Source organism: Methylophaga sp. UBA2012 (assembly GCF_002335235.1).
GTDB lineage: Bacteria > Pseudomonadota > Gammaproteobacteria > Nitrosococcales > Methylophagaceae > Methylophaga > Methylophaga thalassica.
In genome coordinates this window covers 80,250-92,889 of the sequence record NZ_DDCG01000002.1, presented here as the reverse complement: position 1 = coordinate 92,889, position 12,640 = coordinate 80,250, and the positions used below count along the sequence as shown (strand labels likewise).

At 44.1% G+C, this 12,640-nt stretch carries 15 protein-coding genes; 8 read left to right on the top strand and 7 right to left on the bottom strand.

Annotation, left to right across the window (positions count from 1 at the left end):
• On the top strand, positions 1–646 hold a 646-nt coding region (locus B2248_RS02165), incomplete at its 5' end, for a DNA polymerase thumb domain-containing protein (protein ID WP_414673461.1).
• Between the two features lie 99 nt (positions 647–745).
• Here the strand turns inward: B2248_RS02165 and B2248_RS02160 are convergent.
• Complete coding sequence (locus B2248_RS02160) at positions 746–1,093, bottom strand: cupin domain-containing protein (RefSeq protein WP_273183049.1); 348 nt, start codon at positions 1,091–1,093, stop codon at positions 746–748.
• A gap of 178 nt (positions 1,094–1,271) precedes the next feature.
• Between B2248_RS02160 and recQ the strand changes: the two genes are divergently transcribed.
• Positions 1,272–3,398, top strand: a complete 2,127-nt coding sequence (recQ, locus tag B2248_RS02155; RefSeq protein WP_273183048.1) for a DNA helicase RecQ — start codon at positions 1,272–1,274, stop codon at positions 3,396–3,398.
• Positions 3,399–3,411: 13 nt separating this feature from the next.
• Here the strand turns inward: recQ and B2248_RS02150 are convergent, their stop codons facing one another.
• Positions 3,412–3,588, bottom strand: coding sequence for a DUF6435 family protein (locus B2248_RS02150; RefSeq protein WP_007144458.1), 177 nt, complete (start codon positions 3,586–3,588; stop codon positions 3,412–3,414).
• 60 nt (positions 3,589–3,648) lie between these two features.
• The gene (locus B2248_RS02145; RefSeq protein ID WP_273183047.1) at positions 3,649–4,428 is read right to left on the bottom strand and encodes an exodeoxyribonuclease III; all 780 of its coding nucleotides are present in this window, start codon (positions 4,426–4,428) and stop codon (positions 3,649–3,651) included.
• A 133-nt stretch (positions 4,429–4,561) separates the two neighbouring features.
• Here B2248_RS02145 and rpsT point away from each other — a divergent pair, with 133 nt between their 5' ends.
• Positions 4,562–4,822, top strand: coding sequence for a 30S ribosomal protein S20 (gene rpsT / locus B2248_RS02140; RefSeq protein ID WP_091712336.1), 261 nt, complete (start codon positions 4,562–4,564; stop codon positions 4,820–4,822).
• A 77-nt stretch (positions 4,823–4,899) separates the two neighbouring features.
• Here rpsT and proB read toward each other — a convergent pair whose 3' ends face one another.
• The 4 genes from proB to rplU all read right to left on the bottom strand — a co-directional run bounded on the left by proB (position 4,900) and on the right by rplU (position 7,813).
• Complete coding sequence (gene proB, locus B2248_RS02135; protein ID WP_007144455.1) at positions 4,900–6,030, bottom strand: glutamate 5-kinase; 1,131 nt, start codon at positions 6,028–6,030, stop codon at positions 4,900–4,902.
• Positions 6,031–6,036: 6 nt separating this feature from the next.
• Entirely contained in the window at positions 6,037–7,101 is a 1,065-nt protein-coding gene (gene cgtA / locus B2248_RS02130) for an Obg family GTPase CgtA (RefSeq protein WP_273183043.1), read from the bottom strand.
• A gap of 119 nt (positions 7,102–7,220) precedes the next feature.
• Complete coding sequence (gene rpmA / locus B2248_RS02125) at positions 7,221–7,478, bottom strand: 50S ribosomal protein L27 (RefSeq protein WP_007144453.1); 258 nt, start codon at positions 7,476–7,478, stop codon at positions 7,221–7,223.
• 23 nt (positions 7,479–7,501) lie between these two features.
• Positions 7,502–7,813, bottom strand: a complete 312-nt coding sequence (gene rplU, locus B2248_RS02120) for a 50S ribosomal protein L21 (protein WP_007144452.1) — start codon at positions 7,811–7,813, stop codon at positions 7,502–7,504.
• 168 nt (positions 7,814–7,981) lie between these two features.
• Between rplU and ispB the strand changes: the two genes are divergently transcribed.
• The 5 genes from ispB to hpnE all read left to right on the top strand — a co-directional run bounded on the left by ispB (position 7,982) and on the right by hpnE (position 12,599).
• Complete coding sequence (gene ispB, locus B2248_RS02115) at positions 7,982–8,950, top strand: octaprenyl diphosphate synthase (protein WP_040576147.1); 969 nt, start codon at positions 7,982–7,984, stop codon at positions 8,948–8,950.
• Between the two features lie 93 nt (positions 8,951–9,043).
• Positions 9,044–10,129, top strand: a complete 1,086-nt coding sequence (locus B2248_RS02110) for an HD domain-containing phosphohydrolase (RefSeq protein WP_273183040.1) — start codon at positions 9,044–9,046, stop codon at positions 10,127–10,129.
• Between the two features lie 51 nt (positions 10,130–10,180).
• Positions 10,181–10,483: a (2Fe-2S) ferredoxin domain-containing protein gene (locus tag B2248_RS02105; RefSeq protein WP_273183038.1), complete on the top strand. Its 303-nt coding sequence runs from the start codon at positions 10,181–10,183 to the stop codon at positions 10,481–10,483.
• Positions 10,480–11,325, top strand: coding sequence for a presqualene diphosphate synthase HpnD (hpnD, locus tag B2248_RS02100; RefSeq protein ID WP_273183037.1), 846 nt, complete (start codon positions 10,480–10,482; stop codon positions 11,323–11,325). Before B2248_RS02105 ends, hpnD begins: the two co-directional genes overlap by 4 nt.
• Positions 11,325–12,599 carry a hydroxysqualene dehydroxylase HpnE gene (gene hpnE / locus B2248_RS02095; RefSeq protein WP_273183036.1) on the top strand — a complete coding sequence of 425 codons (1,275 nt, stop codon included), beginning with the start codon at positions 11,325–11,327 and terminating at the stop codon, positions 12,597–12,599. Before hpnD ends, hpnE begins: the two co-directional genes overlap by 1 nt.
• Positions 12,600–12,640: the final 41 nt, after the last annotated feature.

Here is a 12,640-nt window from a genome sequence, read left to right as displayed (position 1 = left end):
TAAATTCCTCGCCAAAATTGCCTCGGATATGGACAAACCCAATGGGCTCTATGTCATCAGACCCGAACAAGGCGAAGCCTTTGTCGCCGATCTTCCAGTGGGTAAGTTTCATGGTATTGGTCCCGCCACAGAAACCAAAATGCATAATCTCGGCATCCATACTGGCAAGGACCTACGTGAGAAATCATTAATAGAACTGACTGAGCGTTTCGGTAAAGCAGGTCAGTATTATTACAACATCGCCCGAGCTATCGACGAACGTCCGGTTCGCAGTCAACGCATCCGTAAATCGCTCGGTAAAGAAACCACCTTTGCTGAAGATATTCACTCTATCCCGGAATTAACCGCCAAACTGCTTGATCTGGCTGAACGCGTTTTCGAAAGCCTGAGTAAACAAAACCTGAAAGCGCGCACCATCACCGTCAAAGTGAAATATGCTGACTTTCAACAAGTCACCCGTGCGCACAGCACCGAGCACATTATTCAACTAACAGACTTAAAACAGATCATTCCGCTATTGCTTGAAAAAACAGAAGCCGGAATCAAACCTGTGAGATTGGTGGGATTAAGTATGAGTGGGTTTGATGTGCCGGTAGTACAGACTCATCAACCACAGTTAGACTTAGCGTTAAATGATGAGTTTTAAAAATAAAACGATCCATAGTTTGGATTGAGGAAGAAACCCGAAATGAACTTAGTTATGGTCATTGAGCTTCAACCTTCAACCCAAGCACTATTGATATAATTAAAGAGCTGCCTTGATACGATTTTTCAGAATTTTATAACGGCTAAACGCACATTTCACGAAGTTACCATCCTTATGTTTAAAGCGTTTTTTTAGTGCTTTTTTCACTTCCCATGTGCCTTTATAACCGTTAGGGAAGACCACTAAGTCACCCGCTTTAAATGTGGTCGCTGGGCCACCATCATTTGGCGTCATCACACACTCCCCTTCTACAATGTATGCCACTTCAGTGGTCACAAATGACCAGGGAAATACGGATACTTCTTTTTCCCATGTTGGCCAATGTTCAACCCCCATTTTCTTTAATTGTGCTTCGCTGGGATTACTGTCCACGGTAATGTCTTTCATTTGAATTCCTAAAATTTAAGTTTTGCCCAAACAATAAACATTTGGGATGAGATGGGGATTTCGCCTTATCTATTTTGCCTGTGTTTCAGTGATAAACCGAATTTACCGTTCATCTCTGATGTTAGAGTCAGGGCATATTTGCCATAATGCCCCTTTGCTTTAACCACTGAATTTATTTATGCAGACTCAAGGACAACCCGCACTGGACGTGCTACAGAACATTTTTGGTTACAATGGCTTTCGACATAATCAAGACGATATCGTTGAGCATGTTATCCAGGGTGGTGATGCCCTTGTATTGATGCCAACTGGCGGCGGTAAATCACTTTGTTATCAGATTCCGGCGCTGATACGACCAGGCACCGGCATTGTGGTTTCACCGTTGATTGCTTTAATGCAGGATCAGGTGGTGGCATTAAACGAGTTGGGTGTGAAAGCGGCCTTTCTTAACTCAAGTTTGTCAGCCTCAGAAGCCTATAGCGTTGAGCAACAACTTGAAGACGGGTTGATTGATGTATTGTACATCGCCCCAGAGCGTTTACTGAATGAGCGCACCATATCGCTATTGAGTCGTGTAACCATTTCCTTATTTGCAATAGATGAAGCGCATTGTGTATCGCAGTGGGGCCATGACTTTCGACCAGAGTATCAACAGCTTCGACGACTACATGAACGCTTTCCTAATGTGCCTCGTATTGCTCTGACAGCCACGGCCGATAAACGCACACGTCAGGAAATCATTGAGCAACTCAATCTGCAGCAAGCCAATGTCTATCTGAATAGTTTTGACCGACACAATATTTTTTATGCGATTACCGAGGCAAGCCAAGCCAAACAACAGCTGTGGCAGTTTATCGAGGAACACCACGCCAATGATGCCGGCATTGTTTATTGTCTGTCGCGAAAGAAAGTCGAGGCCATTGCTGAATGGCTTCAGGAACAAGGTCGGGTTGCGTTGCCCTATCATGCCGGCTTATCCAACGAGGTAAGAGCAAAACACCAACAACGGTTTTTACGTGAAGAAGCGGTGATTATTGTCGCTACGATCGCCTTTGGCATGGGCATTGATAAACCGGATGTGCGTTTTGTCGCTCACCTGAACTTACCGAAAAATATTGAGGCCTATTATCAGGAAACCGGCCGTGCTGGCCGTGATGGTTTACCGGCTAATGCCTGGATGGCTTATGGCCTGCAGGATGTCATTACGCTGCGGCAGTTTATGCAGGACTCCAAAGCTCCCGATATGATCAAACGGGTTGAACAACATAAATTGGATGCCATGCTCGGTTTATGTGAACTCATCACCTGTCGGCGTCAGGCCATCTTGGCCTATTTTGATGAGGAAGCACCTGAAAAATGTGGGCAATGTGATAATTGCCAAACACCTCCTGAAAGCTTTGATGCGACAGAAATGGCACAAAAGGCCTTGTCTTGTGTTTATCGTACCGAACAACGATTCGGGGTGAATTATTTAATCGATATCTTACTTGGTAGTGACGATGAACGTATTAAACAAAACCAGCATGACAAGTTAAGTACCTACGGCATCGGCTCTGAACTCAATGCCACTCAATGGCGCGGTATTTTCCGTCAGTTAATCGCCACGGGTTATCTGGATATTGATATTCAGCGTTATGGCGCATTACGGCTGACAGAAAAATGTCGACCTGTTCTCCGGGGAGAGCAAACATTATATTTAAGAAAACAGTCTCCTAAAAAATCAACAGCTAAAACCGGCAAAAAACAAACAGCCGTTCGCCCTCAAGATCAACGACTTTGGGAAGCATTGCGTCAATTACGCTCGGATATTGCCAAACAGCATGGTGTGCCGCCTTACGTTATTTTCCATGATGCGACATTGTTAGAGATGTGTCGTTACCGACCTGCAGATATGGCGGCTATGCAACGTATTTCCGGCGTGGGCGAACAAAAACTCAACCATTACGGCCATGCGTTTTTAGAGGTCATTCAACAACATCCTTTGTCTGAGTTACTGAATAACGGCTTGAGTGACACGATTAATGACACGTTGTTATTACTGGAAAAAGGACATGAGATAGACAGCATTGCGAAACAGCGAGATTTAAAACTCAGTACAGTTTATAGCCATCTGGCTGAAGGCATTAATGCCGGGTTACTGGATGTAAAAGACGTACTGGACCTGGAAGATGCTGAGCTGAACACGATCATGCTGACGATTGATTCATTAGGAGATGAATCTCAGAGCCTGAAAGCGATTTATCAGGCCCTGGATGAAGCTTATGATTATGGTGTGATTCGTTGCGTTCTGGCATCCATGTATTAATGACAACGTGCTTTCAGGCTTTGTCTGACTGCACTTGCTGTAATTGTTTCAATATCGCCTCTGCCTCCTGAGTCAGTGAAGCAAACAGCCGTATATCGCCATTACGTTGTGCATGTAATGCCTGTTCACGCTTTTGTTTTAATTGCTTTTTTAACTTTTTCTCAGGATCAGACTTAAATAATGACCACATACATAACTCTCTGTTAGGTTAAATAAGTCAGAGAGTTATGGCGTGATAAAGTTCATTTGTTTATTTTGGTAACGCGTAGTCATAGTCAATGATTAACGGCGCATGATCCGAAAAAGACTCATCGCGATAGATTTCTGTGGCTTTGACTTTACCTTTCATGCCCGGCGTTAAGATATGGTAATCAATACGCCATCCCACATTATTGGCTCTGGCCTGACCACGGTTTGACCACCAGGTGTATTGATGTTCTTCCTGCGGTAACTCTCGAAACGCATCAATAAAACCCATTTCATCAAACAGTTTATCCAACCAGGCGCGCTCCTCCGGTAAGAAGCCAGAGTTTTTCAGATTGCCTTTCCAGTTACGAATATCTTCATTTTTATGTGCAATATTCCAATCGCCACAAATCAGTACATCACGACCGGAATCTTTCATTTCCTGCATTTTATTTTCAAAAAAATCCATGCAACGATACTTGGCAATTTGTCGCTCTTCTTTTGACGATCCCGACGGCATATACAAGGAAATCACACTTAAATTACCAAATCGGGCTTCGATATAACGCCCTTCCGCATCGAACTCCTCATTCCCCATGCCAACAATGACTTCATCGGGCTCTGCTTTGCAATACAGCGCGACACCGCTATAGCCCTTTTTCTCAGCATCATGGTAATAACAGTGATATCCTTGCGGCCTGAAAATATCATCTTCAAGTTGATGAACTTGGGCTTTGGTCTCCTGAATACAGACAACATCTGCATTTTGTTTGGGTAACCAGTCAAAAAAACCTTTACGAGCGGCGGCTCGAATGCCGTTCACATTGGCAGTGATTATGCGCATGGGTCATCCTATTGAAAAATAATCACATAATACCATTTACAAATCAGATTAAAATCCGGATAATGTCGGGCTCATCTGTAAATACAGATAGCTAGGTTTAGCTACAGATAAATGAATTTTTAGGAGAAGCACTTTGGCAAATTCGGCACAAGCAAGAAAACGCGCGCGTCAAGCAGAAGTACACCGTCAGCGTAACGCCAGCCAACGTTCAGCGATGCGTACAACGATTAAAGCACTGAGAAAAGCAATCGCAGCTGGTGATAAAGAACAAGCTGTTGCTGCTTTCAAAGTTGCAGCGCCTGCATTAGATCGTATGGCGGGTAAAGGCATTATTCACAAGAATACTGCTGCTCGTGGTAAAAGCCGTTTGAACAACGCTGTTCGCGCAATGTAATTTAAAGTTTCGACTTTATAAAAAAACCGACGTAATGTCGGTTTTTTTATGCCTGCGATTTTTATTATTCTCTTGAATTAGCTGGTTAACACCAGATTATCGCGGTGAATAAGTTCAGGTTCACCGACATAACCCAGGATAGATTCAATTTCACTGCTGGGTTTGCCTTTAATCAGATGCGCCTCATCAGCATTATAATTCGCTAACCCTCTGGCGATTTCTTTACCATTTACATCACGACAAATCACCAATTCACCACGTGTAAACTTGCCTTCAACATGGGTCACACCAACAGGCAATAAACTGCGCCCTTGTTCTCTCAACACAGCCACAGCACCATCATCCAACACTAATTGCCCTTTGGCGATTAAATGACCCACCAGCCACTGCTGTCTGGCAGTAATCGGCTTATTGTCTGGCCAAAGTAATGTACCCACGGCATGCCCTGCTGCCAAGTAACGAAGATTGTCGGGATGTTTACCAGATAGAATAACCGTATAGGCACCTGAACGGGCCGCACGGCGTGCTGCCAATAATTTGGTGGTCATACCACCACGGCCCAGTTCACCTTTGCTATCACCCGCCATTTGATCAAGCGCTGCGTTACTGGCAGCTGAGGCAGCAATCATGCGGGCATCAGGATTGGTTCTGGGATCGGAGTCAAACAAGCCGTCCTGATCCGTCAAGATAACTAACACATCGGCCTCAACAAGATTGGCAGTCATGGCTGCTAGTGTGTCGTTATCGCCAAAGCGAATTTCTTCTGTGGCAATGGTATCGTTCTCATTAACCACGGGCAGAATATCTAATTCCAACAACGTTTGCAGTGCACTACGTGCATTAAGATGACGGCCACGGTCTGATAAATCAGAGTGGGTTAATAAGATTTGAGCGGTGTGAATGCCATGCTTACCGCATTCTGTGGCATAGGCGTTGACCAACTCCATCTGACCAACACTGGCAGCCGCTTGCAGCCGATGAATTTCGTGTGGACGTCTTTTCCACCCCAGTTTCTGCATACCCGCCGCAACTGAGCCAGACGTCACTAATACCACTTCTTTTCCCTGACGTCTTAGTTCGGCTATTTCAGCACTCAACCAGCGAATGCGATCCGTATCCAGACCTTCCCCAATACGGGTTAATAAAGCACTGCCAATTTTGATAACCCAGCGCTTGGTATTCAATAATTGCTGATGTGGTTCTGTCACTGAGGTTTATTCCTGAGCATCATCCTGTGAATTATCTGTCATTTCGTCTTTTTCACTGGCACGAACGCTTTCCAGATAATTCATGACTTCATTGACCAGCGCATCGCAACCTTCGCCAGTCTGACCACTAATGTAAAACACTTTGCCTTTCCATTGCAGTCGATCCAGCACTTCTTGGCACAGATCATCGCGAATATCTTCGGGTACCAGATCCATTTTATTCAAAACTAACCACTGATCCTGACTGCCTAAAGCTTCACTGTAATTTTCCAGTTCACGGTTGATAATCTGCACACTTTCTACCGGGTCCTGTTTTACATCAACCGGCGCCATATCAACAAGATGTAACAGTAAGCGCGTACGTGTCAGATGTTTCAGGAACTGGATACCTAGACCGGCGCCGTCTGCCGCACCTTCAACCAAACCGGGGATGTCGGCAATCACAAAACTGCGCACATCTTTTAAGGTTACTACACCCAAGTTTGGATAAAGCGTTGTGAAAGGATAATTTGCCACTTTGGGTTGGGCAGCTGACACCTGACTGATAAATGTTGATTTACCCGCATTTGGCAATCCCAACAGTCCCACATCAGCTAATAGCTTCATTTCAAGCCGTAAAGTGCGTTCTTCACCAGGAGTGCCGTCGCTGGTTTGACGAGGTGCACGGTTAATACTGGATTTATAACGCGCATTGCCTAAACCATGCCAGCCGCCTTTTGCGACTAATAACTTATCGCCATCTTTGGTCAGGTCACCAATGAGTTCATCGGTATCATCATCCCAAGCTTCTGTGCCAATAGGGACTTTGATAATCAGATCTTCACCACGCGCACCACTGCACAGGCGACCACGACCATGCTCACCACGCTCGGCTTTAAAATTACGCTGATAACGAAAGTCGATCAGTGTATTGACCTGGGAATCGGCCAACAAATAGACATCGCCACCATCGCCACCATCACCGCCATCGGGGCCACCAAAAGGAATGAATTTTTCACGGCGAAAACTCAAACAGCCATTACCACCGGCTCCGGCACTGATTTTAATTTTCGCTTCATCCACAAATTTCATTGTCGCTTCCCGACCTTAATCTCATGTTCTTTCTGACTATAAACCTATATGCCAGAAACAAAAAACCCCGCATCAGCGGGGCTTTGTGCTGTTTGCCCCATACGGGCTAACAAATATTCTTAGTCAGCAACAACACTGACGAAAGTACGGTTTTGAGGACCTTTGGTCTCAAATAATACTTTACCTTCAGCTGTCGCAAATAAAGTATGGTCTTTACCGATACCTACGTTACGACCTGCATGGTAACGTGTACCACGCTGACGAACTAAAATGTTACCACCAGACACTAATTCACCACCGTAGCGTTTTACACCAAGGCGTTTAGACTCTGAATCACGTCCGTTACGAGTACTACCACCAGCTTTCTTGTGAGCCATTTCTTAAACCTCTTTTCCGATTCTTAGGCTGAGATGCCTGTGATTTCGATTTCAGTATATGCTTGACGATGACCCATCTGTTTTTGATGGTGCTTACGACGTTTGAATTTGACGATTTTCACTTTATCGCCACGGCCGTTAGCTGCCACTTTCGCAGTCACTTTAGCACCGTCAAGGTAAGGTGCACCAACTTTGATGTCTTCACCTTCGCCAACTAACAGAACTTTATCAAGCTCAACCGTATCACCGGCTTCAGCAGTCAATTTTTCAATGCGGAGCTTTTCGCCCTCTTTAACTCGGTATTGTTTACCGCCAGTCGCGACAATAGCGTACATCGCTGTCTCCAAAGTATAATAGTGTTAATGCGGGTTACCCCACAAAAGACCGGCAATTGTATCTCCTTTCTTCAAGGAGATCAAATTCATATTGAAATATTTGCGCAGTATTCTCGCTCATGAGAAAGTACGCGTTTAAATCACACATTATAGGCAGATTACGGTTCCGTGGATATCCAATCCATCTATTCTTTAATTCAAGATGACATGAAAGCTGTAGACGAGTTGATTCAACAACGCTTACAGTCTGATGTTGCCCTCATTAATCAACTTGGCTTTTACATTATCAATAGTGGTGGTAAGCGGCTTCGCCCGGCGATAGCTATTCTGGCTGCACGTGCATGTGGCTATGAGGGGAGTCAACATATCAACCTCGCTACCATTATTGAGTTCATTCACACCGCAACGTTATTACATGATGATGTGGTAGATAACTCTGATATGCGCCGGGGTCAGGAAACCGCTAATACACTCTGGGGCAATGAAGCAAGTGTACTGGTGGGAGATTTCCTCTATACCCGCTCTTTTGAAATGATGGTAGAAATTGAGTCTATGCGCTTAATGCAAATTCTCTCTCATACCACGAATGTCATTGCGGAAGGCGAGGTACTGCAGTTATTGAACTGTCATGATGCCGATACTACCGAAGCGCGTTACCTAGAAGTGATTCATCATAAAACCGCCAAACTGTTTGAAGCTGCTGGCCAGTTAGGTGCCGTCATCTCAGGCTCTGATAACGCTACTGAAATGGCTATGGCTAACTACGCTATGCATTTGGGTAGTGCTTTTCAGCTGGTCGATGACTTACTTGATTACAGTCAATCCAGCGAGACTATTGGTAAAAATATTGGTGATGACCTTGCTGAAGGCAAACCTACATTACCTCTGATCTATGCGATGCAACATGGTAATGCTGAACAATCAGCCATTATTCGTGAAGCCATCGAACAAGGCCAGCGAGACAGGATTACTGACATTATTGAGATCATTCAGAACACAGGCGCGATAGATTACACAGCCAGAGCCGCTGAAAAGGAAGTGATGCAAGCGAAACAAGCTCTGGATATACTTGCTGGAAGCCCGTATAAACAAGCTTTATTATCGTTAGCCGACTTTGCTATTCAGCGAAATTATTAATGTAATGGTCCGACTCACACCTTAAGGTCATCAAATGAAAAGCATCGCTGGTTACATGGTTAATTCAGTCATGATATGCAAAGGATGCACATAATGATTTCAGATAAGGACATTTTAAACGCCAGAATTCTTATTGTTGATGACCAATTGATCAACATTAAATTACTGGAAAAAATGCTGAGACAGGCCGGATTTACCTCTCTGTATTCCACAAATCTAGGCGCTGAAGTAAAACAACGCTATTTTGAATACGAAATTGATCTCATCCTGCTAGATATCCGTATGCCGGATATGGATGGATTTCAGGTGATGGAAACATTGCAAACAGCGATACAGGATGATTATCTTCCAATACTGGTAATCACCGCCGAACTCACTCAGGAAATACGGAAAAAATCTCTCTGCTCCGGCGCAAAAGATTTTATAACTAAGCCGTTTGATCAGACAGAAGTCATCCAACGTATCAGAAATATGTTGGAAGTCCGCCTACTGCATAAGCAAGTATTGACGCAGAATGAAACGCTAGAACAACAGGTCAAGATCCGAACTCAACAACTTGAGCAAAGCCGTCTTGAAATTATTAAACGCTTAGGTCGGGCGGCAGAATACAAAGATAACGAAACCGGTAATCATATTCTAAGGATGAGCCACTTTGCCCATATGTTGGCACTCGCCGTCGGACTCAGTGATAAGTTTGCTGCTGATATATTAACCGCAGCGCCGATGCATGATATTGGTAAAATTGGTATTCCAGATCACATTCTACTGAAACCAGGTTCGCTTAACCCTGCTGAGTGGGAGATCATGAAAACCCATGTCAAAATTGGCGCAGACCTGCTAGCGGATACAGATGTGCCATTGCTCAAGCTGGCGAGTAATATTGCCCTGACTCACCATGAAAAATGGGACGGTTCTGGATACCCAAATGGTTTAAAAGGGGAAGCTATCCCCATCGAAGGTCGTATTTGTGCAATATGTGACGTTTTTGATGCTTTAACGTCTGAGCGCCCTTACAAAAAGGCATGGCCGGTTGAGCAAGCGGTTGATTACCTGCTTACTCAAAAAGGACAGCATTTTGATCCTGAGTTAGTCGATCATTTCTTAGCGATTATCGAGCAGGTTCTTCACTACCGCTCTCGCTATCCTGATACAGCGTATGAAGCATCAGATCAGTCCTAATTTTATTTAAATGCTTTTTAGTTATTTCAAGGTTCGCTATCCTTAGTCACTATGGCTCAAATATATAAATATCATTTATTTTTCTGTACGCATCAGCGTGATGATGGCAGTGCAAATTGTGGTGAACAGGATTCACAGTCTCTGCGTGATTACGCCAAACAGCGCGTTAAAGAATTAAAAATAAAAAAAGTGCGTGTCAATAATGCAGGCTGTCTTAACCGCTGTAAGCTGGGACCGATGTTAGTTATCTACCCTGAAGGCACCTGGTATCACTATGAAACAGAAGCAGATATTGACGAAATTATTGAGTCACATCTGTTAAACGACACGATTGTGGAACGCCTGGTCAAATGACGCCGGATCAATACTGCCGTGATAAAGCAGCCAAAAGTGGTTCAAGCTTTTATTACAGCTTTATGTTCCTACCACCACAAAAGCGACAGGCCATCACCGCCTTGTATGCGTTTTGCCGTGAGGTAGATGATGCGGTAGATGAAATAGACGATCCGCAAGTTGCCGCTAAGACCCTAGCTTGGTGGCGAAGTGAGGTTGAGAATATATTTAACCAGACAGCCACTCATCCTGTTGGTAAAGCTCTGGAAGAAGCACTAAAACATTTCGAACTTCATCAAGAATATTTTCTTGAAATTATTGATGGCATGGAAATGGATCTATTCCAGCATCGATATGATGCTTTTAAACACCTGGCTTTATATTGTCATCGTGTTGCCAGTGTAGTCGGGTTACTTGCTGCAGAAATTTTTGGATATAAAAATCGTCAAACGCTGAAATATGCCGAAAAACTGGGTTTGGCTTTCCAGTTAACCAATATTATTCGTGACGTCCGTGAAGATGCGGAGCGTGGCCGCATCTATCTCCCGGCAGAGGATATGGCTCGATTTAATGTAAGTGAAGAGGATATTCTTGCACTCAAACAAACAGCAGAATTAACAGCACTATTAGCCTTTGAAACCGAACGTGCACGTTCCTTTTATCAAGAAGCGAAAATGCTATTACCCAGAGAAGATCGATACTCGCAACGTACAGGCTTAATCATGTCTGCGATTTATGAGGCAACACTAGGCGAAATTGAAAAAGATCAGTTTCAGGTGATGAAACAGCGCATTTCACTGACGCCTTTGAAAAAACTCTGGTTAGCCTGGCGCACGTCCAGAGCAGAAAAAAAACATCAATAATGACCACGCTGATTGTTGGTGGTGGCTGGAGTGGACTTGCTGCCGCTGTTCGTTTGTTAGAACAGGGTGAATCAATTCATCTGGTCGAATCTGCCAAGCAATTGGGAGGACGTGCCCGAAATGTTGTCTGGAACGCACAGACCATAGACAACGGCCAACATTTATTGATTGGTGCCTATCAACGCACCTTAAAATTATTGCACGACCTAGGTGCTGATGAGTCCACATTGTTTCAGCGATTTCCGCTAAATATAACCATCCATCACCCTCATTTTTATGATCTAAAACTCGCTGATACGCCGCTTCTACCCTGGCCGCTATCTCTGGCAATAAAGACTTGGCAACTCAATGGTTTTGCTGTTTTTGTCCAGATCTCTCGTCTAATCTTCAATGCCCGTTCACAAAAAAAGTCAGGCGATATATCCGTACAAGCATGGCTAAAACAAGAGAGACAAAGTTCAAGGTTGATTGAGCAATTATGGGAGCCACTATGTCTTGCTACGATGAATACGCCCATCTCCGAAGCATCGGCTAATCTTTTTGCTCATGTCTTGTTAGAGACTTTTAGGCAACGTGACTATGCTGATTTTTTGATTCCGCAAGTACCATTAGGCGATACCCTACCAGCCTATGCTGAACGATATATTCAGCAACAGGGCGGACAAATCTCCCTGCAAACGCGTATTAAGTCACTCGTTATCCATAACAATAGAGTCACTGCGGCTTTGACAGATAATGGGCAAACTATTGAAGCGGACAATTTTATTATTGCTACCGGGCCACACACTAGCCAACAACTGTTGGGAAAATATTGGGTAGGTAAGGACGCAAGCTCTTATCCTATTGTCACGGTCTATCTGCAATGCTCATCTGATATCGATCTTCGATCACCCATGTTGGGACTCAGCGGGACAACAAGCCAATGGATATTCGATAGAGGTGATGGCCTGTTAGCTGTTGTTATCAGTGGACCAGGCTCACACCTGAAGCTGACTAATGAACAGCTTATCAATCACGTTGTTAATGAATTACTAGTCGCAAATATAGTACAGCCCTCTGAATTTATTCGCGGTTACGTTATCCGAGAAAAACGGGCAACATTCAGAAGTACTGTGGATGTTTGCTCAGATCGTCCGACAACTTGCTCTCCAGTGGATGGGCTCTATTTAGCAGGTGATATAATTAATAATCTTTATCCTGCTACACTAGAAGGTGCAGTGATAAATGGTGAAAAAGCTGCCGAATTGATAATGAAAATCAACACGGTTAGCTAAGCGATTAATCACTTGCTATACTCTATGGCTCAATATTTATA

What these genes read in the sequence shown, in the direction of transcription:
- B2248_RS02160 (WP_273183049.1), bottom strand. Translation starts at nt 1,093, where the DNA reads ATGAAAGACATTACCGTGGACAGTAATCCCAGCGAAGCACAATTAAAG.
- recQ (WP_273183048.1), top strand. Translation starts at nt 1,272, where the DNA reads ATGCAGACTCAAGGACAACCCGCACTGGACGTGCTACAGAACATTTTT.
- B2248_RS02150 (WP_007144458.1), bottom strand. Translation starts at nt 3,588, where the DNA reads ATGTGGTCATTATTTAAGTCTGATCCTGAGAAAAAGTTAAAAAAGCAA.
- B2248_RS02145 (WP_273183047.1), bottom strand. Translation starts at nt 4,428, where the DNA reads ATGCGCATAATCACTGCCAATGTGAACGGCATTCGAGCCGCCGCTCGT.
- cgtA (WP_273183043.1), bottom strand. Translation starts at nt 7,101, where the DNA reads ATGAAATTTGTGGATGAAGCGAAAATTAAAATCAGTGCCGGAGCCGGT.
- rpmA (WP_007144453.1), bottom strand. Translation starts at nt 7,478, where the DNA reads ATGGCTCACAAGAAAGCTGGTGGTAGTACTCGTAACGGACGTGATTCA.
- rplU (WP_007144452.1), bottom strand. Translation starts at nt 7,813, where the DNA reads ATGTACGCTATTGTCGCGACTGGCGGTAAACAATACCGAGTTAAAGAG.
- B2248_RS02110 (WP_273183040.1), top strand. Translation starts at nt 9,044, where the DNA reads ATGATTTCAGATAAGGACATTTTAAACGCCAGAATTCTTATTGTTGAT.
- B2248_RS02105 (WP_273183038.1), top strand. Translation starts at nt 10,181, where the DNA reads ATGGCTCAAATATATAAATATCATTTATTTTTCTGTACGCATCAGCGT.
- hpnD (WP_273183037.1), top strand. Translation starts at nt 10,480, where the DNA reads ATGACGCCGGATCAATACTGCCGTGATAAAGCAGCCAAAAGTGGTTCA.
- hpnE (WP_273183036.1), top strand. Translation starts at nt 11,325, where the DNA reads ATGACCACGCTGATTGTTGGTGGTGGCTGGAGTGGACTTGCTGCCGCT.